27 protein-coding genes and 1 riboswitch are annotated in these 25487 nt (G+C 33.0%); of the genes, 5 read left to right on the top strand and 22 right to left on the bottom strand.

The window, feature by feature from the left end:
- Nucleotides 1–2: 2 nt before the first annotated feature.
- Nucleotides 3–941, bottom strand: coding sequence for a phosphatidate cytidylyltransferase (locus LQ673_RS09100; protein ID WP_025904453.1), 939 nt, complete (start codon nucleotides 939–941; stop codon nucleotides 3–5).
- Nucleotides 938–1546: a CDP-alcohol phosphatidyltransferase family protein gene (locus LQ673_RS09095; protein ID WP_202188953.1), complete on the bottom strand. Its 609-nt coding sequence runs from the start codon at nucleotides 1544–1546 to the stop codon at nucleotides 938–940. The genes LQ673_RS09100 and LQ673_RS09095 overlap by 4 nt, the downstream gene beginning before the upstream one ends.
- A gap of 150 nt (nucleotides 1547–1696) precedes the next feature.
- Between LQ673_RS09095 and coaW the strand changes: the two genes are divergently transcribed.
- Genes coaW through LQ673_RS09080 form a run of 3 tightly spaced genes read left to right on the top strand, consistent with a single transcriptional unit; the run spans nucleotide 1697 to nucleotide 3924 of the window.
- Nucleotides 1697–2494: a type II pantothenate kinase gene (gene coaW / locus LQ673_RS09090; RefSeq protein WP_107617612.1), complete on the top strand. Its 798-nt coding sequence runs from the start codon at nucleotides 1697–1699 to the stop codon at nucleotides 2492–2494.
- Nucleotides 2495–2512: 18 nt separating this feature from the next.
- Entirely contained in the window at nucleotides 2513–3142 is a 630-nt protein-coding gene (locus LQ673_RS09085; RefSeq protein ID WP_191836455.1) for a pentapeptide repeat-containing protein, read from the top strand.
- 11 nt (nucleotides 3143–3153) lie between these two features.
- Nucleotides 3154–3924: a TrmB family transcriptional regulator gene (locus LQ673_RS09080; protein WP_191836456.1), complete on the top strand. Its 771-nt coding sequence runs from the start codon at nucleotides 3154–3156 to the stop codon at nucleotides 3922–3924.
- A gap of 73 nt (nucleotides 3925–3997) precedes the next feature.
- On the opposite strand, the gene LQ673_RS09075 is transcribed toward LQ673_RS09080, so the two are convergent.
- The 9 genes from LQ673_RS09075 to LQ673_RS09035 form a co-directional block, all read right to left on the bottom strand.
- Complete coding sequence (locus LQ673_RS09075) at nucleotides 3998–4531, bottom strand: hypothetical protein (RefSeq protein WP_191836457.1); 534 nt, start codon at nucleotides 4529–4531, stop codon at nucleotides 3998–4000.
- Complete coding sequence (locus LQ673_RS09070) at nucleotides 4528–5148, bottom strand: ATP-binding cassette domain-containing protein (RefSeq protein ID WP_191836458.1); 621 nt, start codon at nucleotides 5146–5148, stop codon at nucleotides 4528–4530. The genes LQ673_RS09075 and LQ673_RS09070 overlap by 4 nt, the downstream gene beginning before the upstream one ends.
- Nucleotides 5145–5843 carry a hypothetical protein gene (locus tag LQ673_RS09065; RefSeq protein WP_191836459.1) on the bottom strand — a complete coding sequence of 233 codons (699 nt, stop codon included), beginning with the start codon at nucleotides 5841–5843 and terminating at the stop codon, nucleotides 5145–5147. The genes LQ673_RS09070 and LQ673_RS09065 overlap by 4 nt, the downstream gene beginning before the upstream one ends.
- Nucleotides 5840–6496, bottom strand: coding sequence for a hypothetical protein (locus LQ673_RS09060; RefSeq protein WP_191836460.1), 657 nt, complete (start codon nucleotides 6494–6496; stop codon nucleotides 5840–5842). Before LQ673_RS09060 ends, LQ673_RS09065 begins: the two co-directional genes overlap by 4 nt.
- Nucleotides 6483–7253, bottom strand: coding sequence for a hypothetical protein (locus tag LQ673_RS09055; protein WP_239745040.1), 771 nt, complete (start codon nucleotides 7251–7253; stop codon nucleotides 6483–6485). The genes LQ673_RS09060 and LQ673_RS09055 overlap by 14 nt, the downstream gene beginning before the upstream one ends.
- Nucleotides 7254–7476: 223 nt before the next feature.
- Nucleotides 7477–8139, bottom strand: a complete 663-nt coding sequence (locus LQ673_RS09050) for a DUF2750 domain-containing protein (RefSeq protein ID WP_025904446.1) — start codon at nucleotides 8137–8139, stop codon at nucleotides 7477–7479.
- A 95-nt stretch (nucleotides 8140–8234) separates the two neighbouring features.
- Nucleotides 8235–9428, bottom strand: a complete 1194-nt coding sequence (ldmS, locus tag LQ673_RS09045; RefSeq protein ID WP_191836462.1) for an L-aspartate--L-methionine ligase LdmS — start codon at nucleotides 9426–9428, stop codon at nucleotides 8235–8237.
- Complete coding sequence (locus LQ673_RS09040) at nucleotides 9425–10612, bottom strand: M20 family metallopeptidase (protein WP_037589813.1); 1188 nt, start codon at nucleotides 10610–10612, stop codon at nucleotides 9425–9427. Before LQ673_RS09040 ends, ldmS begins: the two co-directional genes overlap by 4 nt.
- 59 nt (nucleotides 10613–10671) lie before the next feature.
- A riboswitch (SAM riboswitch) is annotated at nucleotides 10672–10771 on the bottom strand.
- Between the two features lie 43 nt (nucleotides 10772–10814).
- Entirely contained in the window at nucleotides 10815–11357 is a 543-nt protein-coding gene (locus LQ673_RS09035) for a GrpB family protein (protein ID WP_025904443.1), read from the bottom strand.
- A 137-nt stretch (nucleotides 11358–11494) separates the two neighbouring features.
- Between LQ673_RS09035 and LQ673_RS09030 the strand changes: the two genes are divergently transcribed.
- Nucleotides 11495–11962, top strand: coding sequence for an S-ribosylhomocysteine lyase (locus LQ673_RS09030; RefSeq protein WP_126477249.1), 468 nt, complete (start codon nucleotides 11495–11497; stop codon nucleotides 11960–11962).
- A gap of 484 nt (nucleotides 11963–12446) precedes the next feature.
- On the opposite strand, the gene LQ673_RS09025 is transcribed toward LQ673_RS09030, so the two are convergent.
- From LQ673_RS09025 to LQ673_RS09005, 5 genes are all read right to left on the bottom strand, one after another.
- Nucleotides 12447–12797 carry a DoxX family protein gene (locus LQ673_RS09025; protein WP_191836463.1) on the bottom strand — a complete coding sequence of 117 codons (351 nt, stop codon included), beginning with the start codon at nucleotides 12795–12797 and terminating at the stop codon, nucleotides 12447–12449.
- Nucleotides 12797–13981 (bottom strand): phosphopentomutase, encoded by a 1185-nt coding sequence (gene deoB, locus LQ673_RS09020; RefSeq protein WP_025906387.1) that lies wholly within the window; start codon nucleotides 13979–13981, stop codon nucleotides 12797–12799. Before deoB ends, LQ673_RS09025 begins: the two co-directional genes overlap by 1 nt.
- 11 nt (nucleotides 13982–13992) lie before the next feature.
- Entirely contained in the window at nucleotides 13993–15294 is a 1302-nt protein-coding gene (locus LQ673_RS09015; RefSeq protein ID WP_239745039.1) for a pyrimidine-nucleoside phosphorylase, read from the bottom strand.
- Between the two features lie 83 nt (nucleotides 15295–15377).
- Complete coding sequence (gene deoC / locus LQ673_RS09010; protein WP_037589818.1) at nucleotides 15378–16040, bottom strand: deoxyribose-phosphate aldolase; 663 nt, start codon at nucleotides 16038–16040, stop codon at nucleotides 15378–15380.
- Between the two features lie 84 nt (nucleotides 16041–16124).
- Nucleotides 16125–17060, bottom strand: a complete 936-nt coding sequence (locus LQ673_RS09005; protein ID WP_191836464.1) for a sugar-binding transcriptional regulator — start codon at nucleotides 17058–17060, stop codon at nucleotides 16125–16127.
- 112 nt (nucleotides 17061–17172) lie between these two features.
- On the opposite strand from LQ673_RS09005, the gene deoD reads away from it, so the two are divergent.
- A complete protein-coding gene (gene deoD, locus LQ673_RS09000) occupies nucleotides 17173–17883 on the top strand; it encodes a purine-nucleoside phosphorylase (protein WP_025906394.1) in 711 nt (236 codons plus the stop codon).
- Nucleotides 17884–18707: 824 nt separating this feature from the next.
- Here the strand turns inward: deoD and LQ673_RS08995 are convergent.
- From LQ673_RS08995 to LQ673_RS08970, 6 genes are all read right to left on the bottom strand, one after another.
- On the bottom strand, nucleotides 18708–19964 hold the full coding sequence (locus tag LQ673_RS08995) for a (Fe-S)-binding protein (protein WP_191836465.1): 1257 nt from the start codon (nucleotides 19962–19964) through the stop codon (nucleotides 18708–18710).
- Nucleotides 19954–21363 (bottom strand): FAD-binding oxidoreductase, encoded by a 1410-nt coding sequence (locus LQ673_RS08990; RefSeq protein WP_025906398.1) that lies wholly within the window; start codon nucleotides 21361–21363, stop codon nucleotides 19954–19956. Before LQ673_RS08990 ends, LQ673_RS08995 begins: the two co-directional genes overlap by 11 nt.
- A gap of 139 nt (nucleotides 21364–21502) precedes the next feature.
- Nucleotides 21503–21946, bottom strand: a complete 444-nt coding sequence (locus LQ673_RS08985) for a Dps family protein (protein WP_025906400.1) — start codon at nucleotides 21944–21946, stop codon at nucleotides 21503–21505.
- A 185-nt stretch (nucleotides 21947–22131) separates the two neighbouring features.
- A complete protein-coding gene (locus LQ673_RS08980; protein WP_191836466.1) occupies nucleotides 22132–23046 on the bottom strand; it encodes a D-ribose ABC transporter substrate-binding protein in 915 nt (304 codons plus the stop codon).
- Between the two features lie 24 nt (nucleotides 23047–23070).
- Nucleotides 23071–24009, bottom strand: a complete 939-nt coding sequence (locus LQ673_RS08975; protein ID WP_037588979.1) for an ABC transporter permease subunit — start codon at nucleotides 24007–24009, stop codon at nucleotides 23071–23073.
- Nucleotides 23990–25486 (bottom strand): sugar ABC transporter ATP-binding protein, encoded by a 1497-nt coding sequence (locus LQ673_RS08970; protein ID WP_025906405.1) that lies wholly within the window; start codon nucleotides 25484–25486, stop codon nucleotides 23990–23992. Before LQ673_RS08970 ends, LQ673_RS08975 begins: the two co-directional genes overlap by 20 nt.
- Between the last annotated feature and the right edge of the window lies 1 nt (nucleotide 25487).

Raw genomic sequence — 25487 nt, 5'->3', positions numbered from 1 at the left:
CCTTAAAAGTAAAAGAACCTTACAAAGTGGAAGAAGAGTGGCGCTGTGTACGTTAAAGAATCTACTCTATCCAAAATACCGCCATGACCAGGTATTGTTTGAGAAGTATCTTTAATATTTAAATCTCTTTTTAAAGCTGAAATATTCACATCTCCCACAAATCCCATAATACTAATATATAAACCTGCTACAATCATGCCTAATAATGTGAATGGCGTAAGTAATGGTGCTAAACATAACGATAGGATTGTCGTTGAAATAATCCCCCCAACAAAACCTTCCCAAGTCTTGTTCGGACTTACTTTAGGTACAATTTTATGTTTACCAAATGCTTTACCAAACAGAAATTGAAAGACATCATTTGCTTGCGTTAATATTACTAAAAATAAAACAAGGCTCGCACCGGGTACTGAACTTTTTTCGCCAGGTAAGACAATTAAGTATGCTAAATGACTTAAACTAAACACCATCAGCATCATGCCCCATTGTACAGATCCCATTGATTGTAAAAATCCTTTTGTTTCACCTATCAATATTGCTTGTATCGGTATAAATAAGAACATATATACCGGAATAAAAATAATAAACATGCCATAAAATCCAAAATAGATAAATGTAAATTGAATTGGTATAGATAAGTACGCCCAGAATAATACAGCTCTATGACTACGATTCGTAGGTATTAAAGAAAAATACTCTTTCAAAGCTAAAAAACAAAGTAAGCCAAGAAAAATCAATGACACAGTAGAGTGAATGACTAAGGCAATTGTAAAGATAATACACATACTCCACCATGATTTAATTCTCAATCTAATTTCAGTGAAGTCTTTTTCAGGATATCGTTTCGTTAAATAAATACTAATCAAACTGGATAATACGAGTACGATAAATACCCCAATCATAACAATCAGCATTTCTGAAGATATCTTCCCCAAGTTCATGATTTAACCTCCTTTAACCCATTTGTTATTCGATTATATATATTGATTAACATGAGTATTGAACAAACATAGAACACAAAATGTAAATAAGGTATGATATTTAAATGAACAAAAATCAAGAAACTAATAAAACCTATAATAAATGCTCGGTCACTTTTACCCATCGGACCATCATATCTTCTTGAACTACCTATCACTTGAACAGTTACACCAGCCATTTCACTTATGATTGATAAACTGATAAACAACAAAATACCTATTCCATAATCTTCAGCAATAAACACGAATGGTATAAATAGAAATAAATCACTTATAACATCCCCTAATTCATTCAACAATAACCCTAAATGAGATTTCATTTGATATTTTTTTGCCATTACACCATCAATTGCATTTAAAGCCATTCTCACAAACATCACGATAGGCATTAAAATATAAATCCATTTGTTTTCATGAAATATACTTATAATAATTCCCGTTACGATAGAGAGCAGTAGTGCTAATATTGTAACTTGATTTGGGGTCATACCGATTTTTCTCATCCAGTCAACGATAGGCATTAATAGTTGTTGAAATTTCGGTTTTATTTCGTATATGCTAATCAAAATATAACCTCCCTCATTTATACTTGTTATCATCTTATCATGTAATTATACAATTTTTACAATATATTTCTAAAAATCATTAATTTATCATATACAATTTTTTATAGTATAATAACGATAATTATTTACTTTTCTAGATGAGGTGTTCGTGTGAAAATTGGTATTGATGCAGGTGGTACTTTAATTAAAGTCGTAACTGAATTAAATAATGAAAGAACGTATCAAAAATGGTTAGCAACTGACATTGATCAAGTTGCAGATTGGTTAAATCAATTAGATGATGTTGAAGTATCGATTACAGGTGGTAAAGCACAATACTTAGACTCATGCATTAAACATCAAGCGAAACGTAGTATTGAATTTGATGCGACTTATAAAGGGATTCAAATATTTTTAAAAGAAAACAATATAGACCTTGAAACATATATATTCTCGAATGTCGGTACAGGTACTTCTATTCATTACGCAACTACTGATCATCAAGAACGTGCAGGCGGTACAGGAGCTGGTGGCGGTATGATACAAGGTTTAAGTTATTTACTGACTCAAATTAGTGATTATGACGAACTTGTTCAAACAGCTTTAAATGGAGATCGCGATAAAATAGATTTAAAAGTTAAACATATTTATAAAGGTGATAACACCCCTATTTCTGGAGAATTAACTGCTGCTAACTTTGGACATGTATTACAACATATGAACGATGCATTTCCAAATGCTGATCGATTAGCAGCTGTAATGGGTATTGTAGGAGAAACAGTCACAACCGTATCCATTCATGCCGCAAGACAATACAATACAGAAAATGTTGTGTTTATTGGATCTTCATTTGTTAAAAATGAACTACTCAAAAATATCGTCGTTGATTACACGATTTTAAGAGGTCTAAAACCATACTTCATTGAAAACGGTGAATTTTCAGGGGCGCTCGGTTCAATATATTGTTAAACATTAAGGAGTATTAATATGAAAATTATAGAACCTAAACTACACAATGATTTTGAATATGAAGAAGTAAAAGACGTAACACTCTATCAATCTTCGTATGACCTGTACTTTGATAAAGCATTGATTCAATTAGATGAAGAAACGAGTCAAATCGATACAATGTATTTCAATCAATGTACATTTGAATCTGTTGATTTCACTAAAATTCACGGATTAGATATTATATTTAAAGGATGCGACCTTTCAAACTGTATATTCAGTGAAGCTTCTCTTAATAGAGTGCACTTCAAAGATTGTCGTATGATTGGTGCTAACTTTACAGATGTTAAACTCAAGCATGTACAATTTTCTAATTGTCAGTTAAAAATGAGTCAATTTCAAAATTGTAACTTAGATCACGTTTTATTTAACGATAATCAAATGTCAGAAACATACCTTTCATTCTGTACTCAAAAATCTGTCGCAATTGAAAGATGTGCATTAGAATCTCTTGAAGTTGTTGAAACATCACTAAAAGACATTGATTTATCATCCAATACAATCGAACAACTTGTTGTACAACCTAATGACTTAAAAGGTGCAACAGTTTCTGAATATCAAGCATATGATATACTTCCGTTATTCGGGGTTAACGTAACATCAAACTAGAAGGTGACACTATGAATCAAATGATAGACATTTTAAAACGCTTTGGATTAAGTGAATATGGCTCTAAAGCTTATATCGCCCTTGTTCAAAATCCAGGCATAACAGCTTATAAACTTAGTGAAATATCAAGCGTACCACGTTCAAAAATTTATGAAGCACTCAATAAGCTTGATGAACAAGGACTCGCTTATTTCAATTTACAAGACCAAAAGAAATACTACTATGCCCTATCACCAAAACAAACCATTCAACTATTTGAAAAAAAGCAAAACGAAGAACTCCTTCAACTCGAACAAGAAATCAATAAATTAAATATCGTAACAGACAATGCACCTATTCAAATAGAAGTCTTAACAAATGAATCAACAATCATCGATGCCGTAACATCTGCTATTAAACAAGCTAAAAGACAAATCACCGTTTCAATATGGCCAGACTTATATGACATCTTAACAAATCATGTCTCAGAAGATATTCATATTCAAGGGATCACATTCCAAGTCGACCAACCCGGCTATGATCTCATCAATCATCGTTATACAAACTACGTCAAAAGTTCATTAGCACTTAAACCATTTGTCGTAATCGTTGACGATGAACACATGATTTACGGGCAAACAGCAGAATCAAATATGCGCGCTTATATCAGTTATGACCACACACAAATAAAAATGATGAAAGACTACATTTGGCATGACGTCTTAGTTAATAAATATATTAGTAAATTTGAAGAAGAAATAGAAGACGAAATAACCCTTAAGAGAAAAACCTTTTTCTCTTAAGGGTTATTATTTGGGATAAATGATTTTACTACGTTGGGATGTAGTAACTACCTTAGTAGTTACTAATAATGTATCAAACAATCTTCCCACCGTCAACACGAATCGGTAAATATAATTTCTTCAACTTATGACCATTGCGGTCGAGGTACGCAAGTTCTAAATCATTTTCTCCATCAGGATCTATTGGTGTATATCTAAATGTAACCTGACCCTCATAAATATTATGCTTATCAAAGTAAGGTCGATCCGGCATAAGTCTTTTACCTTTTTTCGTTTTAAAGTCACCTGACTGTTGCAAGATTTCATCATTAACACGTAAAAATAAACTTGCATCAATATTATTATAATATTTATCTGGATAGTCATTCTTTTTAACTATTTTGATATCAGCGCTTAGAAATATTTCTTTATCTTTAACTTTATAACTCAAATTACTAAATTGCATCGTTCCAAAAGTTATATTATGCGGTTGATTGAGTTTAATTTTCTCTTCCTTGAATTCATAATCTTGAAATTCTGCGTTTACTTTATGATACTGATTGAATCCTAATATAACGAGAACCACAAATACAATACAAGAAGATAATAGAATTACTTTATTTTTCATTCTAATTCACCCGCTTCTATATGAACAACCTCATCTACAACACTTTCTATGTCTTCAAATTGATGCGAAGCAATCAGTATTGTACATCCTTGCTGTTTTAATCTCTCAAGAATTTGAACAAGTTTCTCAATACTCTTTCTATCCAAAGCATTGGTAGGTTCATCTAAAACAATTAACTCTGGTTCTCCCATTAGCGTTTGAGCGATACCTACTTTTTGTTTCATGCCTAGTGAATATTTTCTAACTTTTCTTTTATCTTTATAATCTAATCCAAGTTCTACTAAATATTTAGTCATTACATTGATATCTGTTATACCTTTTAATGCAGCAACTAACTTAAGATTTTTTAAAGCTGTAAATTCAGTTATGATACTTGGTTTTTCAATAAACACGCCAACTTTAAGTGGATATTTTGCTCCAAATTTAAGTGGTTTATTATTAATAATGACTTGTCCTTCAACTTTAATTAATCCTAAAATTGCTCTTAAAAGCATCGTCTTACCAGATCCATTACGTCCTTTAAATCCATAAACTTTCCCACGTTCGATTTCTAAATTAATATTATTCAGCAATAAATTACGCTGATGTTCTTTTGAAACATTTACTAATTTAATCATTCTTCATCATCACCTCTTTGGAATTTAATGTGATGATCACGTCCTAATTCAATAAACAACAACATATTCACCACAACAATAGATAGTACACAACACAATAAATTTGTGTAAGATACACCTTGTATTCTCGAAAACAAAGATGCATTTAATATATTAATATCCAAATCAAACCTTGTTGTGGCAATTACCCACAATAACGATATCATAAAGCTTATATAAAATTTATAAGCAATGTAAGTCCAAATAAATACAATCATTAAGAAATAAACACTCACTATTAAATATGATAAATGTATAGCATTAATAGTAAATTCGCCTTCGATAAGAGAAATGAGCAACCATATACTTATAATATAAATGATACTTAAAATAAACGGGACTGTAAGAAGAACCATCCATTTTCCAGCAATATTTAATTGCATTTGCCACTCTACAATATAATATTGATAAATAACGTGTATAAATCGATAAATGAAGATAATAGCAAGTATCATAATCAATATATATAACCCAGGTATACTATATAAATGCATACTCAATTCAACGTCATTGTTACCTCGAAAAATAAATTCCCATAAACCAATTCTTATATATGGCTTAAATAACAATAAAACCAAAATAAATATACCATTTATAATAATGAATATTTTCCATAAACTTTGAATGATTCCACCTATAAATTTTAAAATATTCATCGCATTATTTCCTTCTTACTAATAATCCACTCTACAACTAAATAAAGAAATATTATGAGAACCAATTGATACATTATCCACGACCAAGAAAGTGAAAATAATCTCTTTGAATCAATAATCAACCAATTCCTGTTTCCACCTTGCATTAGTACAAAATCTATAAATACCATTAAATTTACTAACACTAATGAAATAGCACGATTGAAAAATCTTATATATAATGTAAGTGCTGTTAATGATATCGTAAAATTACCTACTATTAACAAACAAGCTGTTACAAGAAATATCATATTAAATCGAACTTGGAAATTCATTGCTAACATACTAGCTAACAACATTTCAATGCTAACAAGTATTGAGATAAATAGAACATATAATAGTACCTCTATATTTAAATACTTTCTAAATTCAATAAATACTTTATGAACAAACTCATCACGATAAAATACAATGGTTATAGTAGTTAAAATAGGTAATACAACATAAGTAAGCGTAAACTTACTTAATAATAAATTTGTAAATTGAAATTCATCTGAAGCAAAAAAGTCAACATTCCCCTTTTGATATAAAGTAATTAACACAAAGAACACAATATTCCATAATAGAAACTTTATATTGATCAATGAAGCAACTCTATATCTAATCAAGTTCATATTTGCGCATACCTCTTATATAGAAATAGATTGATAAACCTACATATAAAATAAAAGTCAACACTATCGGAAAAGCTTCAAAATATACAAAGTCCATCCTTCCTGTTATAAAATACATTGGTGGCTCTACATAAGCTTTAAAAGTCAAACTTGATAATATAATCAGTAATATCTGCAAAATAAATGGACCAATTATTGCTAAAATTCTTCTATTGGTATACAAAGAAAGTGTTATCGCAAATATATTCATGACTACGCCCCAAATACCAGCCCAAATAATATACATTAAAATGTATAGAGTAGGCATAGAATAATACAAAGGAACACTAAATGTACTTGAACTATGAATTCCTATTGGTTTGTTAGTAATTCTTTCAGGCAAAATATTAGGTAGTATTAGAAATTCACCAATAAAATTGATTAACAACGGAATTATAACAAGTAGAAAGGCAACAATACTTGAGTATAAAATCACTTTCATATTTACAGACTTATTCGTATGATTCATATAGGAATGGTATGTTAAATACTGTTTACGATCTTGAATAAAAATATCACTTACACCAATAGATATTGTTAATGGCATAATCAATAAATATACTGTTGGAAATGCACTAAACCCATCAAATAATAGAGATTGTGTATACGGTGTATTTTCTAACAACTTATTAATACCATAAGTTTGATAAGCATCGTATAAATGTAACAATGCAATTATTATTAGTATGGTAAATACTATATATAATTGCACCCTCATTATACGTAGTTTCATATAATTTAAAATTGTTATCACCTACTTTAAAAAGTACAATACTCCTAATTTTTTCCATCATGATGTTAAAAGTATTATAATACCTCGAAAGCGTTTTTACAACAATCGAATAATATTATATTATTAATTAATTGCAATTAATTCGAAAGACAAAAAAAGACGCTTGCTTTTTAGCGAGCGTCTATTTTTATTACTTTTATTTAATTATTTAACAAGGCATTGCGTTTAAAATGGCTTTTGGATCTGTTACTGTACCGATCATGCCTGATTTTAAGTTAATTCCTAATGCGATGTCTTCTTGTTTCAAGTCTTCTAACCATTCTTCGAAGACTTCTGTTTCTACTTCAATAATATCGTATTCTTCGAAGTCATCACGGTGTACTTTTTCTGCTAATTTGCGTGTACTCCATACTGTCATCATGTTTGGTAGACTTGCATCTTCTTCTGATACGATAATGAATTGTTTTTGTCCTTTTACTGTTAACCCGTAAACATAGTTTTCGTTACAAATGTCTTCTGCAAATTCATCTATTCGGATATCATCTAGTTCACTCATGATTTCTTCTATGAATGGAATTGCTTCTACTTTTATTCCGTTATCTTCTGCTGATTTGTCCACAATGAATTGATCGCCTTCATCAAGGATATCATCCATTTCGTATGTAACAAATCTATCTAAATCTAACTCCATAATTTTATCGTATTTAGTAATTTCATACGATTTCAAATATGATTCTGCACTTTCTTTCGTTGACCAAATCAGACGAAAATCAGTATCGCCGTCTCTTAAGATTTTACGGTCATTCAGCACAACATAAAATCTTTCTTTTGTTAATATTTGTTTAAATTTAGACATATCCTGGATAGCCATTCTACCACCCTTTTCTTTATATTTAATCCCAATAAAATATATTATACGTATTAGGTATAAGTCAATATAAAAGAAGTTAAATTGTAAAAAATTTTTTATTTATTTAGACTACTTAATGCATCTAGAAAAAGTTGCTCTTGTTCTAATGCCTTTTCTTCAGTTTCTGCATGCCAAATTCCAACAAATCTTGATTTTACGTTGTCTTTTCCAAAATAGTCACCATCATAATATGCAAGTGGATAGAGGTGGCCATTTTTGATGAATTGTTCTATTGTATTGATGAAATGCGTGTTATCCCCTTTTGAATGATAACTTAGAAATTTATGAAAACCTTCATGCAGTCGATCTTTAAGTAATAACATACTTGTTGAACCATTTTGTCTAAAGTTTAAATCAATTGCATATACGTCATGGTTTTTATCTACGAGAAGATCAAACCCTGATACACCTTTATAACCATGGTCAACACCATTTTTCATAATTTCATATCCTGCATCTATAACACTTTGTGGTACATGCTTTGAATTCACATTACCATTGTAGAAGCCATATTCATCAGTTAGCTGTTTTACAGCACCTATATATTGTATACCCGTCTTTTCACTATATACGTATTGAACGCAATAATTATCAATTTCTTCAATGAATTGTTCGATGATAATGTGTTTTGTATCTGATGCTTCTTTAATTCGATTTGTTGCTTTCTTTAAATCCGCTTCATTATAACAAATCATTACACCATACCCACCTGCTGTAGGTAACTCGTCTCCCGGTTTAATGACCAATGGTAAATCCCAGTTTTGAATAGCTTGTTCAAATTCTTCTGCTTTCACAATTTCACGTTTCGGTAAATATTTACCACCCGTCCATTGTTCAATTTTAGATTTATTGTTTAAATCTATAAATTTAGGTTTATAAACGGCATATTCTTCGTCTTTACATAAATGCTGACCATGTATGTATTGGAAGAATATTTTTTGATTGTCAGCTGTTAACTGTTGTAGTAAATGTTCATATTGCGTTCTATCTTTAAAAGTATATATATTGCTCGGAATATCCACATTTACTAATTTTAAAATTCTTTTAACATTATCTGTTAAACATGCTTCATGAACGATCATGGGCATGTTACTAATAATCATTTCTCTTGCTGTTAAAAAATTAGATTGTGCTTCTTCAGCTTTTAACCAAGGATTATCTTCATAAGAAGGTCTTGCATTATATACAATACCTTCTTCATATAAATCTCTTAACGTTAAATTGAGTGGTTTCCTATATTCTTTGTTCATAACAAGTTCTCCCTTAATGTTTGATGATGCTCAATGATTTCATTTCTAAGGGATACATTCTCTATAAGTTCTAATCCCATTGATGCCAATATTTTCGCACCGTTAATTAATGCCTTATCACCCTTTGTACTTGCAGCAGCTTGGCAAAATTCTTTCGTATGACCGACTAAATTAGAGGGTCCAATTTTAATGTGTGGATGTATAGTCGGTACGATATGACTTACATTCCCCGTATCTGTAGAACCAAAACCAAAATCGTCATCAATGACTTCTTCCCCAACTTGTTCAGCGTGCTTTCTAAATAATTCGTCTAGTGGTTTATTAATCACGAATTCATTTACACCATTTTGGATTGGTCTTAATTCATAAGTACCGCCTGTTTGTATAGCTGCCCCTTCAGCTATTTTTCTCACTTTATCAGTAAGAATATCTAGTTCTTTTCGAGAAGTGGCACGCGTATAAAAACGTGCATGCGTAAAGTCAGGAATAATATTCGCTGCTTCACCTCCATTTAATATAACGCCGTGTACTTTATCTGTCTTTTTAATTTGTTGTCTTAACATGCTCACGCCATTAAAGAAAGATAACATAGCATCTAACGCATTAACCGCTTCAAAAGCATTTTCAGAGGCATGAGCGCTTCGTCCATAGAATTTAACATCAAATACATCTACAGCTAATGAAGGCACTGTCACGTACGTCTCATGGCCAGGATGGACCATTAGCGCAATATCAATATTATCGATAATGCCAGCTTTCACATAAGTTGCTTTTGCACTACCATTAATACCTCCTTCTTCAGCAGGACAACCTAATACGACAACTTTTCCTCCGACTTGATCAATCACCTTAGACAAACTGATACCTGCTAACACACTTGATGTCCCAATAATATTATGACCACACGCATGACCAAGACCAGGTAATGCATCATATTCTGCTAAATATGCAATAGTTGGTCCTTCTTTTCCAGAGTCATACGTTGCAATGAAACCTGTCGGATGTTTCGCAATATTCTTCTCTATCTTAAAATGATGACTCTTTAATTGATCGCTTAATAATCGTGATGCAAATACTTCTTCATTTCCTAACTCAGGACGCTCATGAATTTGATGACTCATTGATAAATATAAATGTCTATTTTGTTCTATATAATTAATAATATTTTGTGATAAGTTACTCATTAATGATTCACCTTTCCAATATAAAAGCGCACTACTTTGTAAGGAGTGCGCCAATCGTTCTTTTATCTTCCAGTAACAAACTGTAGGAATTGGCACCTTTCCATTATGGGAGGTTGCTGGACTTCATCGGGCCCTTCCCTCAGTCTCTCTTGATAATTCGTATGAAATTTGAATTTAATTCTAACTGTCTTACTCGGATATGTCAATGATTTGTTGCAATATCATTGGAATTTAAGTACCATTTTTCTGCTTTTTTCTCGAATTCTTTAATCATGCTGTCTTTTCCTTTATAGTATTGTTCACTGTCATCAGGAAATTCAATGACTAAGTCATGCTTTAGACGACTATATCTTTCTCTTTCACCATTAAAAGCTCTTAAATAATCTCTAAAGGACAATAATCTTAAAATATGTGGGCTACCTTCATCATAAATATGTAAATGGTGAGAAACTGCACCGTAATGATCATATTTTTTGAAATATCGATTACCGATAACACCACGTTCTCCTTTAGACTCATATCCTAAAGCTGATAATTCATGTGTAAATTCATCAATCGATTTACTATCTTTGACAACTATTAATATATCTATAATCGGCTTCGCAGATAATCCAGGAATAGCCGTTGATCCTATATGTTCAATGCTGATACTATGTTCTTTCAATAACGACTGTAAATATTTTTTCTCTTCAAGAAAAAGGTGTTGCCATATACTGTCGTAAGGGACTACACGTAAACGCTCCATCTCATCACCTAATTTCAGAATAATTTATTAATATTATCTTATAAAGTAACATAGAAAGAAAGTAAAAGAAATCTGAATTGATTGTTTTTTCAAAATTAACTTGATATAATGATGCCGAAATCAAAGGAGGAATCTTCATGACAAAAATGAATGTAGAAAGTTTTAATTTAGATCATACGATAGTAGACGCACCATTTGTGAGACTTGCGGGAATCAAAGAAGGACTTAATGGTGATGTTATTCATAAATATGATATTCGATTTAAACAACCTAACAAAGAACATATGGAAATGCCTGCATTACATTCCTTAGAACATTTAATGGCTGAGAACATTAGAAACCATACAGACAAAGTGGTAGACGTAAGTCCAATGGGATGTCAAACAGGATTTTATGCTTCATTCATCAATCATGACGATTATGATGACGTACTTGCTATATTAGAAGCAACACTTAAAGACGTAGAACAAGCAACAGAAGTCCCAGCATGTAACGAAGTACAATGCGGTTGGGCAGCAAGCCATTCACTAGAAGGCGCACAACAATTAGCAACTGAATTTTTAGCAGAACGCGAGAATTGGAAAAATATCTTTAAAGAAGATTAATGAGGAAAGCCCAGGATTCATGTCCTGGGCTTTTTTATGTTGGAATGGCGCTGGGCGTTGTGAACACTTCTCGCCAAACTTGTTCATAACGGGGGTGTTAGTTACAAAACTCGCCTGAAGTGTTACTATGGGCCGCCTTAGTTACAAAACTCGCCCGAAGTGTTACTATGGGCCGCCTTAATTACAAATCTCGGCTGAACTGTAAACAAGGAGCTCCTTATTTGCACTTCTCTCCAAAACTGCTAATAACGCACCCACTATTTGCACTTCTTATCAAACTTGCTAATAACGCACCCACTATTTGCACTTCTTACCAAACTTGCTAATAACGCACCCAGTATTTGCACCTTCAGCCAAACTTGCTAATAACGACACCTAACACCCAACTCCCCCAACATAATATTCATCTATTCCCTCCATCACGCTCACCCCCAATAAAAAAAGAGTTTGGGATACGATGTCCCAAACTCTCTCTATATAAAAATTACATTTTTCTTACTAATTTAATCATCACATATTGTAGTGGTAATCTACCCCACAACGCCCATTTTGGTAATTGTTTACCGTTTAATGGGATGTTCTTTTGCGCCATATAAACATTTGCTGGAAATACAGCTACTAAGAACCATTCGATTAATTTTTTTATTAAACTACTTGGCTTTTTGATCATTAACATGATACCAAATACGATTTCCATCACACCTGTTATCCAAACAATCGCTTTTTTAAATGGTAAATAGTTTGGAACGATTGCTTCAAAACCTTCTGATCTCACGAAATGCATCACACCTGCAAATGAAAATCCTATTCCAAATAATCGTCTAACTATATTCATTACTTAATCCCCATCTCATTTAAATAGCTTTTACCAAATTCAGGTAACGTCACATTAAAGTTATCTGCAATTGTTGCACCAATTGAACTAAATGTATCATCACCTGATAGTTCATGATATTCTTTAATGCTTGGACTATACATTAATAATGGTACATATTCACGTGTATGATCTGTACCTGGAGCAGTAGGATCGTTACCGTGGTCTGCTGTAATAATAACTAAGTCATCTTCATTTAATACTGCTTGTAAGTCTTCTAATCGGTTATCAAAGTCTTTAATAGCTTGTGCGTAACCTTCTTTATCTCTTCTATGACCATACAATGCATCAAAATCAACCAAGTTTAAGAAGCTGATTCCAGTGAAATCACTTTTCACAACATCGATTAATTGATCCATACCGTCCATGTTGTCTTTCGTTCTAATAGCTTTCGTAACACCTTCGCCATCGTAAATGTCATTAATTTTACCGATTGCAATGACATCGTAATCCGCATCTTTTAAAGTATTCATAACTGTTTTACCAAATGGTTTCAATGCATAGTCATGTCTGTTTGATGTTCTTGTGAAGTTACCTGGCTCGCCAACGTATGGACGTGCAATAATTCTTCCTATTAGATATTTAGGATCTTTCGTAAGCTCTCTTACTTTCTCACAAATATCATATAATTCTTCTAAAGGAATGATATCTTCATGTGCTGCAATTTGTAGCACTGGATCTGCAGATGTGTATACAATTAAATCTCCAGTTTCCATTTGATGTTTACCATATTCATCGATAATTGCAGTACCTGATGCTGGTTTATTTGCAACAACTTTTCTACCAGTGATTGATTCAATTTCTTTTACCAATTCTTCTGGAAAACCTTCTGGATATACTTTAAAAGGTTTATCAATATTTAGACCCATTATTTCCCAATGTCCAGTCATTGTATCTTTACCAACTGAAGCTTCACTTAATTTAGTATAGAATGCTTCTGGATTTGATACTTTTTGAACTACTGGTAAGTCTGCAATATTACCTAAGCCTAACTTTTCTAGGTTTGGTAATGTTTCATTAAAACCTTCAAGTGTATGTTTTAATGTATGAGAACCTTCATCACCGAATGCTTTAGCATCTGGTGCTTCACCAATACCTACTGAATCCATTACGATTAAATGAATACGTTTAAATCGGTTTGTCATTTGACACACTCCTAATCTGTAATCACTTTATGAATTAATGTTGGTTTAACTTGTTCGTCAGAAATTGTGATGTTTTCTAAAATTTTAGCTTCTACATCTTTAACATCTTCTTGATTTGCATAAATCGTTACTAACGATTCACCCGCTTCAACTTTATCGCCAACTTTTTTATTTAATACTAAACCAACTGCCAAGTCAATTATATCATCCTTTGTTGCTCTACCTGCACCTAAAAGCATTGAAGCAACACCAATTTCATCTGCAACGATGTGTGATACATAACCTGAAGTTTCAGCTTTAACTTCGAAAGTATATTGAGCTTGTGGTAATTTCGTAACGTCATCTACTACAGAGCCGTCTCCACCTTGATTTTCAAGGAATACTTTGAATTTTTCTAATGCTTTACCATTTTGAATCACTTCTAAAAGTTTTTCTCTCGCTTCATCTAAAGTTTCAGCTTTCTTAGCTAATACAACCATTTGAGAACCTAAAGTTAATACAAGTTCCGTTAAATCTTCTGGACCTTCGCCTTTTAATGTTTCAATCGCTTCTTTCACTTCTAAGCCGTTACCAATTGCTCTTCCTAAAGGTTGGCTCATATCAGAAATGATTGCCATTGTATTTCTACCTACATTATTCCCGATTTTAACCATTGCATGCGCAAGTAACTCAGAATCTTCAATCGTCTTCATAAATGCACCTGCACCAGTCTTAACATCTAAGACAATCGCATCAGCACCTGCTGCAATTTTCTTACTCATAATTGAAGATGCAATTAATGGAATTGAATTGACAGTACCTGTAACATCTCGTAAGCCATATAGCTTTTTATCTGCAGGTGTTAAGTTACCTGTTTGACCGATTACGGCTACTTTATCTTTATTCACTAAATCGATAAATTCTTGTTCACTGATTTCAACATGGAAACCTTCAACCGCTTCAAGTTTATCAATTGTACCACCTGTATGACCTAAACCACGTCCACTCATTTTTGCGACTGGTACGTCTAATGCTGCAACTAAAGGTGCAAGTACAAGTGTTGTTGTATCACCTACACCACCTGTAGAGTGCTTATCAACTTTAATGCCTTCAATTTCAGATAAATCAATTTGATCGCCTGATTCAACCATAGCCATTGTTAAGTTTGCACGTTCTTCATCTGTCATATCTTGAAAATATATAGCCATTGCTAAACTAGACGCTTGGTAATCCGTAATATCGCCTGCAGTATATCCTTTAACAAAAAATTCAATTTCTTCTTTTGTTAATTCTTTCCCGTCACGTTTCTTTGCAATTACATCAACCATTCTCATCGTTAATACCCTCCAATTTTTTGTATGAATACGCTTACCTTAATTTGAAAAATTAAAGGTACTATTTCAAGTACCATTAATTTTTAGTAATCTGAATCTGACGCTTCACCTTTTAAAATTTTAACGCCTGCTGAAGCACCGATACGTGTTGCACCATTATCTATCATTGTTTTTACATCTTCGTATGAACGGATACCGCCAGAAGCTTTTACGCCTAAATCAGGACCAACTGTTTCACGCATTAATTTAATATCTTCTGCAGTTGCACCACCAGTTGAAAATCCTGTTGAAGTTTTAACAAAATCAGCACCTGCTGCAACAGCAAGTTCACATGCTCTCACTTTTTCAGCATCTGTTAATAATGAAGTTTCAATGATAACTTTAGTTGTTACACCGTTAGCTGCTGAAACAACACTTTCGATATCTTTTTTAACATCTTCATCTCTGCCGTCTTTTAATGCGCCAATGTTGATAACCATATCTACTTCTTGAGCACCTTTTTTAATTGCATCTTCTGTTTCAAATGCTTTAACTTCACTTGTGTTTGCTCCAAGAGGGAATCCGATTACTGTACATACAAGTACATCTGACCCTTCTAAAGCTTTCTTGGCATGTGCAACGTGTGTAGGATTGACACATACTGATTTGAATCCATATTCTTTCGCTTCACTTAATAAAGCGTCAATTTGTTCCAAAGTCGTATCTGGTTTTAATGCTGTGTGATCGATATATTTAGCTAATGACATGTTGAATCCTCCTAATATTTTTTGATTAACTCTATTATATAACGTTGTTGAACATTTGTAAAACGATAACTGAATTATTGTTCACTAATCTAGTAATGCCTGTGCAGTGTATTGATCTGTAATTAAAATATTACTCAATTTACCTTCAAGTGCACCTCGAATAGAAGCGACTTTATGCTCACCTCCAGCAACTAATACTGAATGTTCTATGCCTTTCAATGCATCAAGTTCAATACCTATTGTACGATTATTAATAGCTTCGTCTGCTACTTCACCTTTGGTATTATAAAATCTTGAACAAATATCTCCGACTGCTGATTTTTTAAGTCTGTCTTTTTCTTCTTCACTCAAAAATCCAAGTTTAAATAATAGGGCAGAATCTCTTACTGTTCCTACAGTAAAAATCGCAACATCAACTTGTCTACCTTGATCGAGTATTGATTTAATATGTCGGTCTTTTTCAACCATATCTTTAACTTCTTTTACATCAAAAATAACGGGTAACGGTAAATCTCTCGGCGTCGCATTATAAGCTTGAGCAAATCTTTCTAGAATTTGATGACTTCTCGTATCAACATCTGAAAAACTAATGCCGCCCTTCAACTGGATAATACCAATATCATTAAAATGACTTTGTTCTAGATATTGAGAAACTTGATACATCGTTTTACCCCAACTTATACCAATATTATCCCCGCTTTTCACAATTTTATTTAAATATTCAGCAGTCTTTTTACCAATTGCCGTTTGAATATTTGAATAATCGTTATAAGATGCATGTTCAACAACACAATCTTTTAAATTGTATTTCGCTTTTATAAGTGAAGCTAAACTTTCTGCGTCTTGGTAAGGATCATCAATTTTAATTGTCACAAAGCCTTGATTTTTAGCATGATTCAATAATCTTGATATCGTTGGTCTTGAAATATTTAACTTTTTCGCAATCGCTTCTTGGCTCAAACCTTCTTGATAATAAAGCTTTGCAATCTTGATACTATCCTTGTTCTTTTGTAAATCCATCCCTATTCACCACTTTCTTTCACTCTTATCGTACAAAAATTCGCAAAAAATTTAAACAAATGTTATCTTTAAGATGAAAAAACTTTTATTTTATTTAAAGGAGAAGATAGTTATGACTCAAGGAACACCACATATTCAACCAAATGGTGTAAAAATCGCAAAAACAGTACTAATGCCGGGGGATCCATTACGTGCTAAATTTATCGCTGAAAACTTTTTAGAAAATGTAGAACAATTCAACGATGTTAGAAATATGTTAGGTTACACAGGAACTTATAAAGGTAAAGAAGTATCTGTTATGGGTTCAGGTATGGGTATCGCTTCAATCGGTATTTATTCTTATGAACTTTATAATTTCTTTGACGTAGACACAATTATTCGTATCGGATCATGTGGTGCTATGCAAGAAGATATCAACTTATACGATATTATTATCGCTCAAGGTGCATCTACGAACTCTCGTTATGTTGATCAATTCAACGTACCAGGTTACTTCGCACCAATCGCAGACTTCGGTTTAGTAGCAAGCGCTAAAAACAAAGCTGACGAAATCGGCGCAACGTCACATGTAGGTAATATCTTCTCAAGTGATATTTTCTATAATGCAGACTCAGAAGTAACAAGTAAATGGGCTAGATTAGGTATCTTAGGCGTTGAAATGGAATCAGCAGGATTATATGTAAATGCCGCAGCAGCTGGTAAAAAAGCATTAGGTATCTTCACAGTAAGTGACCACTTATTAAGAGATGAAGCAACAACAGCAGAAGAAAGACAAAATTCATTTACACAAATGATGGAAATTGCATTAGAAATCGCAGAATAATTATAAAAAGAGAGCTGAGACGATGAATACCGTCTCAGCTCTTTTCATTTGTGAAAGTAAAGGAGTAATATAGATTGCGTTAGGTTTCAGGATTTAGATAATTAGATGTCGCTCACTTCCATTATTCCGAATTGTGGTAATTAGAACGCTATAACTTCCATTATTCTGAATTCTGGTAGTTAGAATGCTATAACTTCCATTATTCTGAATTGTGGTAATTAGAATCCGCTAACTTCCATTATTCTGAATTCTGGTAGTTAGAGTCCGCTAACTTCCATTATTCCGAATTCTGGTAGTTAGAATGCTGTAACTTCCATTATTCTGAATTCTGGTAATTAGAAGGTGCTAACTTTCATTATTCTGAATTGTGGTAGTTAGAATGCTGTAACTTCCATTATTCCGAATTCTGGTAGTTAGAACGCTGTAACTTCCATTATTTCGAATTCTGGTAGTTAGAACGCTGTAACTTCCATTATTTCGAATTCTGGTACTTAGATGGGCGCTCTCTTACGGACATTTCTCAGAATTCTGTCCCTAACAGCACCTCTTACGGACATTTCTCGGAATTCTGTCCCTAACGAACCCTCTTATGGACATTTCTCGGAATTCTGTCCCTAACGAACCCTCTTATGGACATTTCTCGGAATTCTGTCCTTAACAACACCTCTTACGGACATTTCTCGGAATTCTGTCCCTAACAGCACCTCTTACGGACATTTCTCAGAATTCTGTCCCTAACGAACCCTCTTACGGACATTTCTCAGAATTCTGTCCCTAACACGCTCATCTCTCGCCGATTATCTCTCTTCATCTCAACTTCCTCATTATTCTATACCACACGCTTCTGCAACGACTTCCACAATATGTTTGACTTGTATTTTATCTTCTAATCCTTCATTTTTAACACCTAGCAACATTTGCAAGTGACATCCTGGATTTGACGTGATGATTAATTGTGGCTCTATTTCTTTTACGTGACTCATTTTTCGATTTAAGATTTCCATCGATGCATCATAATTCACAATATTATATATTCCTGCTGAACCGCAACAGATGTCTTTTTCGGGTAATACTTTATATGTTAGTCCCTTTATTTGGTTGATTACTTTTTCAGGTTCATTGAATACATGTTGTACGTTTTGCAAATGACATGATGGCTGATAAGTGGCTTGAATATTAATCGGGTGTTCTAAGTTCAAGTCAATATCTTCTAATATAACTGAAATATCTCTCACTTTATCAACAAACTGTTCTGCTCTAGCTTTCCACTCCGCTTCATTTCTCAATAAATGATCATATTCTATTAACGAAGCGCCACAACCGCCAATAGCATTGACATAATAGTCTACATCGTATTTTTCTAACGCTTCAATATTTAATTTGGCTAATTTTCTTGCTTTATCCATTTCTCCAGCGTGATGTTGAAGTGCGCCACAACATGTTTGTTGTTTAATTTCTACAACTTGAATATTATGCGCTTCTAAAATTTTTATCGCAAGATCGTTTATATGTGAGAAAAATGAATCCATCATACAACCTCTGAAAAAGCCAATTGTTGTTTTTTTCGTTCTAAAAGGCGTTTGATAAGGTCGTTTATCTTTTTGAACTGGTGGCAAAATCATCGCCATATTGCTTAATCTTTCAGGTAGTAATTTCAATGCATTTGTCTTACTTAAAATCCCTGAAACAAATGACGTATGATAGAGCTTCAAGCCTTTATACATCGCATCTATCATATATTGACGTTCTAAAAATACAGACATAATTTGAGTGTCTAATTTTTTATTTCGCTTTTCTCGTAATACTTCGACTGCCGATTCATAAATGTCTCCATACTGAACATTCGTTGGACAAACTGTTTCACATTGTCTACAGCCTAAACATAAATCAATTGCTTCTTCTAAATCTTTAAGTTCAGCTTTACCTTCAACTGCATATTTAACGAGATTGATTCTACCTCGAGGAGAATGTTTTTCTTCTTTCATCGTTAAATATGTAGGGCAAGACGGTAAACAAAAGCCACATTGAACACAATCAAAAGTTGGATCATAAGCTAATTTTTCGATTAGATTATTCGTCATGGACTAACACAAACCTTTCATGCTCGTCCGGAAAGATTTTACCTGGATTCAGACGATTATTAGGGTCCAATGCTTGTTTTACATCTTTCATAAATTTCATGCCTGCTTCATCAAATTCGTTATACATAAATGGCTTTTTAAACAATCCAATACCATGTTCACCACTTAATGTACCGCCTAATTTCAGTGAAGCTTTAAAAATTTCAGCAACTGCTTCTTCAGCTCGTTTCATTTCTTCTGGCTTACGTTTATCCGTAATAATATTAGGATGTAAATTGCCATCTCCAGCATGCCCAAACACAACTAAATTTAATTGATAAGTTTGTCGGATTCTTTCGATTTCTTCAAAGAAAGCTGGAATTTGACTAACCGGCACACTTGTATCTTCACTTATCTTTGTCGGTCCAAATTTCACGATAGCTGGTGACACAAGTTTACGCACTTCCCAAAGTTCAGATGCCTGTTTTTCATCTTCAGCAATAATAACTTTACATCCAGGTAACGCAGCACATGTTTCTTCAATTATTTTCATTTCTGCTTCAAGTGCTAAAGGATGACCATCTAATTCGACCAACAATACCGACTCAGCATCGGCTGTCACATTCTCAATTGGATGTGTCGACAATACAGCATCAACACAATATTTATCCATAATTTCGATTTTAGAAGGTAATATACCTGATCTTAAAATTTTGGATACCGCTTCACCTGACGTAATAAAATCATCAAACTGCAACATTGCCGTCTTTGTATCAATCGGCTTAGGAATCAATTGTAAAGTAGCTTTTGTAATAATACCGAGCGTACCTTCTGACCCTACGATTAATTTCGTCATATCATAACCTGTTACATTTTTTACTGTGCGTCCACCACAGTGAATTATATCTCCGTTGGCCGTTACGACTTCTAATCCAACAACATAGTCTTTCGTGACACCATACTTTAAGCATCTTGGTCCACCTGCATTTTCAGCCAAGTTTCCCCCAATTGTTGAAACACGAGAACTGGATGGATCAGGTGGATACATCAGTCCATAGGATTCAGCAACTTTATGAATTTTCTCAGTGATAACACCTGGTGAAACTTCCATCATTAAATCATTTTCGTAAACTGTTATTTCATTGTCCCATCTTGAAAAATCCAACACAATACCACCATGAACTGCAAGTGGTCCTCCACTTAAACTTGTACCACTACCTCTCGGATAAATCGGTACGTCATATTGATTACTTAACTTTACAATATGCACCACTTCTTCAGTAGACATTGGCTGACAAATAATATCAGGCATATATTCACCGAAAGAAGCATCAAAACTATAACTTGAAAGATCCGCTACTTCTTTAGAAACGCGCCCATTATCTAAATGTTTCTTTAAAGCATGATAGAGTTCTTCCATGTTATCCCCCCTCAATATGAAATTATATTCATGATAGCACTGTTTACTTTAATTTTCATTTCAAGTGAATACGTTTACATTTATAATTAAAAAATACCTAATCCAATATGTTCATGGATTAGGTATTTGTAATTCAATATTATTTTAAGAATGATTTTAACATCCAGTTGTGTTTTTCAAGACTTGTTACCATTGCTAATAACATGTCACCAGTCATATCGTCGTTAACTTTTTCTGCTAATTGAATACCTTCTTCTAATTGAGCAATTACAGTTGTGAAGTCTTTAGATAATTGTTCAACCATTTGGTTTGCAGTTAAGTTTTTCTCAGCTTCTTCAATAACTGACCATTCTAATGCTTCTCTTAAAGTAGCGATTGGGTTACCTTCAATTGCTAAAATACGTTCAGCTAAATCGTCAACATACACACTTGCTTCATTGTAAAGTTCTTCAAATTTCTCATGTAGTGAGAAGAAATTTGGTCCTTTAACATACCAGTGATAGTTGTGTAATTTAGTATATAATACTGTCCACTCTGCTACTTGTTTATTTAACGCTTCGATTACTTCTTTATTATTTGTCATTTATTTTACACTCCTCTGTAGTTATCTTTTCTTGATTACATTAATTATTATATTATAATCATTCTAATCTGTCAACGATATTTAGCAACTTATTTATAATAATTATAAATAAGAGTTTAAATCTACATAAAAAAGAAGGTAAAGCCTACATTAGACTTATACCTTCTTTATCGTTTTATAAACATTTATTCTGCTTTCTCAAGCTTAAGTGGAATCTTAATTTCTTTCTCAAGTTTCTTACCGTCCATCAATTTATTGATAGAGTCTACTGAAGCTTTACCCATCTTATCAGGTTGTTGCGCGACAGTTGCATCTAATTTGCCACTTTTAATTGCTTTCATTGCATCTTCATTACCATCAAATCCAACTACGATTACATCTTTATCACCAATTGCTTCGATAGCACCAAGTGCCATTTCATCATTGTGTGAGAATATCGCTTCTACTTCTGGATGTGCTTGTAAGATATTTTGTGTCACGTTTAATCCTTCTGCTCGATCAAACTTAGCACTTTGTTTAGCAATGACATCAAGTGATTTGTCGGCAACTTTATGGAAGCCTTCTCCTCTTTCTCTTGTTGCACTTGCACCTGGAACACCTTCTAATTCAGCAACTTTAGCATTTTTACTTAATTTATCTAAAATAAATTGTCCGCCCATTTTACCGCCTTCAACGTTATCTGAAGCGATAAATGTTGCAACATCACCTTTATCAACTGATCTATCTAATGTAATAACAGGTATACCTTCATTATTTGCTGACTGAACGGCACTAGAAATTGCACTAGAATCTGTAGGATTGACTACTAAATAATCAACTTGTTGTTGAACTAAATCTTCTATATCATTTGTTTGTTTAGCTGAATCATCTCTTGCATCAACTACTTTTACTTTCATACCTTGTTTTTCAGCTTCTTTTTCAATACCTTCTTTAATTGAAACGAAGAATGGGTTATTTAATGTTGAAACACTGACACCAATCGTTATATCAGATTTTTTCTTATTTGTTTTACCTTCATTATCTTTTTTCAAAGGCGATTCAAGTGAACATGCCGCTAAAAATAACACAGTTGTCATTAATAGTATTAATAATTTCTTCATTTGTTTTCCCCTCAATCTAATTGATTATTTTTTTCTATCTATTAATACAGCAATTAAAATAACAATACCTTTTACGACTTGTTGGTAGAATGATGATACTCCTAATAAATTCAGACCGTTATTAAGTACACCAATAATAAGTACACCAATAAGCGTTCCAACAATTCTACCTTTACCGCCTGTTAAAGAAGTTCCGCCTAATACAACTGCAGCGATAGCATCTAACTCATATGAAGTACCAGCTGTAGGTTGAGCTGAGTTTAAACGTGATGTTAAAATTGCACCTGCTAATGCAGACATTAAACCAGAAATACCATAAATTAAAATTTTCACTCTGTTTACTTTAATACCAGAAATTTTTGAAGCGACTTCATTACCACCGATAGCATATGTATGTCTACCAAATGTTGTTTTTTGTAAAATAATCGCCAATATAATAAATACAATAATCATTGTGACTGCTGGTACTGGAATTCCGAAGAAATAACCTTTACCAAATAGTTGGAACATATAACTATCACCTAAATTAGTAATAGGGTTACCATCTGTTACAACGAGTGTTAAACCTCTAAATATTGTCATCGTTGCAAGTGTTGCGATGAATGGTGCCATACTCCCGAATGTTACTAATACACCATTAAATACACCTAATAAGAAGCCGCCAAGTACTCCGACAATCAATGCTACGATTGGATCTAAACCACTTGTAATTAAGATTGCAGTAAATGCACTTGATAATGCGAGTATCGAACCGACTGATAAGTCTATTCCGCCAGTTAAAATAACAAATGTCATACCAAAAGCAATTAACCCGTTAATTGAAACTTGTCTTAATAAGTTTAATAAATTCGATAAATCTAGAAATGCTGAGTTCATAATACTAATCACGACGATTAATAATATAAGTCCTATAAATGGAATAATTTTTTCGACTAATGAAGTCTTAGCTGTTAGTTGTTGCATGTAATTCCCCTCCTGTAGCTAATGTCATAATATTTTCTTCTGTTATATTTTCGCCTTCAACTTCACCTTTAATATTGCCTTCTTGAACTACAATAACGCGATCACTCATACCGATAACTTCAGGTAACTCTGAAGAAATCATAATAATCGATACACCACGTTCAGTTAGCTCATTCATCAGCTGATAAATTTCTCGCTTAGCACCAACGTCTATCCCTCTTGTCGGTTCATCTAAAATCAATATTTGAGCACCTGTACCAATCCATTTTGCTAATACTACTTTTTGTTGGTTACCACCTGAAAGTGATGATACTAGCGCTTTTCGTGGCGTCTTAATATTGAGCCTTTTGCTCATTTGATCTGCAAACACATGCGTCGCTTGTTCTTTAATAAATCCTTTATTTGAAAAGCTTTCAAGAGATGGTAGAACCATATTATGTTCGATTGAGAAATCGAGAATCAGTCCTTCATCTTTTCTATTTTCAGTAATTAAGCCTAAACCATGTTTCATTGCATCTTCCGGTGACTTAATCAATACGGATTTACCATTAATGTCTATATCTTTATGACCTTTATCAATTCCGAACAGACTTCTCATAATCTCAGTTCTACCAGCACCCATTAAGCCACTAAATCCTAATATTTCACCTTTTCTTAATGAGAATGAAATATCTTTGATGCCTTGTTCATCATTATTTAGGGATTTAACATGCATCAATGTTTCACCTGGTTCAACGGTTCTTTCTGGGAACTGCTCTGTTAAGTCTCTACCTACCATTGATTTAACAATTTCATCGTAATTGGTTTCGCTTGTAGGCTTGTATAATACAGTTTTACCATCTCTCATAACGGTAATTTCATCAGAAATCTCAAATATCTCAGCCATTCTATGTGAAATATAAACGAATGAAACGCCTTGATTTTGAAGATTTTTAATAAGTTTAAATAACTGTGTGATTTCTTTATCTGTAAGTGCTGCAGTTGGCTCATCCATGATGATAATTTTTGCATTGGTCATTAAAGCTTTTGCAATTTCTATCATTTGTTGTTCACCGATTGAACATTTTCCTGCAACTTTCTTCAATGAGATATTAAAGTTTAATTTTTCAAAGACTTTTAATGCTTCTTGCTTCATTTTCTTCTCATTTAATATGCCAAATTTATTGCGCATTTCTTTCCCGATAAATAAATTTTCAAGCACTGTTAACTCTGGCCAAATATTAAGCTCTTGATGTATAAACGTAATACCTGCTTCTTCTGACATTTGGGCATCTTTAAAGACAACTTCTTGATTGTGATAATTAATTTGACCTGCATCTTTTTCATGAATACCAACAAGAATCTTCATTAAAGTTGATTTCCCTGCACCATTTTCTCCCATAAGTGCATGAACTGAAGCTTCTTTTAATTTAAAATCTACGCCTGTTAACACTTTATTTTGGCCAAACGCTTTATGTACACCAGACATTTCTAGCATG

Origin of the sequence: Mammaliicoccus sp. O-M54, assembly GCF_022386035.1 — a bacterium.
In the GTDB taxonomy this organism is placed as follows: Bacteria; Bacillota; Bacilli; order Staphylococcales; family Staphylococcaceae; genus Mammaliicoccus; species Mammaliicoccus sciuri_A.
This window is presented reverse-complemented; position numbering and strand designations above follow the sequence as displayed.

Bases quoted from the DNA above. Each gene is read 5' to 3' on its own strand.
- LQ673_RS09100 (WP_025904453.1), bottom strand. From the start codon at position 941: ATGAACTTGGGGAAGATATCTTCAGAAATGCTGATTGTTATGATTGGG.
- LQ673_RS09085 (WP_191836455.1), top strand. From the start codon at position 2,513: ATGAAAATTATAGAACCTAAACTACACAATGATTTTGAATATGAAGAA.
- LQ673_RS09080 (WP_191836456.1), top strand. From the start codon at position 3,154: ATGAATCAAATGATAGACATTTTAAAACGCTTTGGATTAAGTGAATAT.
- LQ673_RS09075 (WP_191836457.1), bottom strand. From the start codon at position 4,531: ATGAAAAATAAAGTAATTCTATTATCTTCTTGTATTGTATTTGTGGTT.
- LQ673_RS09070 (WP_191836458.1), bottom strand. From the start codon at position 5,148: ATGATTAAATTAGTAAATGTTTCAAAAGAACATCAGCGTAATTTATTG.
- LQ673_RS09065 (WP_191836459.1), bottom strand. From the start codon at position 5,843: ATGAATATTTTAAAATTTATAGGTGGAATCATTCAAAGTTTATGGAAA.
- LQ673_RS09060 (WP_191836460.1), bottom strand. From the start codon at position 6,496: ATGAACTTGATTAGATATAGAGTTGCTTCATTGATCAATATAAAGTTT.
- LQ673_RS09055 (WP_239745040.1), bottom strand. From the start codon at position 7,253: ATGAGGGTGCAATTATATATAGTATTTACCATACTAATAATAATTGCA.
- LQ673_RS09050 (WP_025904446.1), bottom strand. From the start codon at position 8,139: ATGGCTATCCAGGATATGTCTAAATTTAAACAAATATTAACAAAAGAA.
- ldmS (WP_191836462.1), bottom strand. From the start codon at position 9,428: ATGAACAAAGAATATAGGAAACCACTCAATTTAACGTTAAGAGATTTA.
- LQ673_RS09040 (WP_037589813.1), bottom strand. From the start codon at position 10,612: ATGAGTAACTTATCACAAAATATTATTAATTATATAGAACAAAATAGA.
- LQ673_RS09035 (WP_025904443.1), bottom strand. From the start codon at position 11,357: ATGGAGCGTTTACGTGTAGTCCCTTACGACAGTATATGGCAACACCTT.
- LQ673_RS09030 (WP_126477249.1), top strand. From the start codon at position 11,495: ATGACAAAAATGAATGTAGAAAGTTTTAATTTAGATCATACGATAGTA.
- LQ673_RS09025 (WP_191836463.1), bottom strand. From the start codon at position 12,797: ATGAATATAGTTAGACGATTATTTGGAATAGGATTTTCATTTGCAGGT.
- deoB (WP_025906387.1), bottom strand. From the start codon at position 13,981: ATGACAAACCGATTTAAACGTATTCATTTAATCGTAATGGATTCAGTA.
- LQ673_RS09015 (WP_239745039.1), bottom strand. From the start codon at position 15,294: ATGAGAATGGTTGATGTAATTGCAAAGAAACGTGACGGGAAAGAATTA.
- deoC (WP_037589818.1), bottom strand. From the start codon at position 16,040: ATGTCATTAGCTAAATATATCGATCACACAGCATTAAAACCAGATACG.
- LQ673_RS09005 (WP_191836464.1), bottom strand. From the start codon at position 17,060: ATGGATTTACAAAAGAACAAGGATAGTATCAAGATTGCAAAGCTTTAT.
- deoD (WP_025906394.1), top strand. From the start codon at position 17,173: ATGACTCAAGGAACACCACATATTCAACCAAATGGTGTAAAAATCGCA.
- LQ673_RS08995 (WP_191836465.1), bottom strand. From the start codon at position 19,964: ATGACGAATAATCTAATCGAAAAATTAGCTTATGATCCAACTTTTGAT.
- LQ673_RS08990 (WP_025906398.1), bottom strand. From the start codon at position 21,363: ATGGAAGAACTCTATCATGCTTTAAAGAAACATTTAGATAATGGGCGC.
- LQ673_RS08985 (WP_025906400.1), bottom strand. From the start codon at position 21,946: ATGACAAATAATAAAGAAGTAATCGAAGCGTTAAATAAACAAGTAGCA.
- LQ673_RS08980 (WP_191836466.1), bottom strand. From the start codon at position 23,046: ATGAAGAAATTATTAATACTATTAATGACAACTGTGTTATTTTTAGCG.
- LQ673_RS08975 (WP_037588979.1), bottom strand. From the start codon at position 24,009: ATGCAACAACTAACAGCTAAGACTTCATTAGTCGAAAAAATTATTCCA.
- LQ673_RS08970 (WP_025906405.1), bottom strand. From the start codon at position 25,486: ATGCTAGAAATGTCTGGTGTACATAAAGCGTTTGGCCAAAATAAAGTG.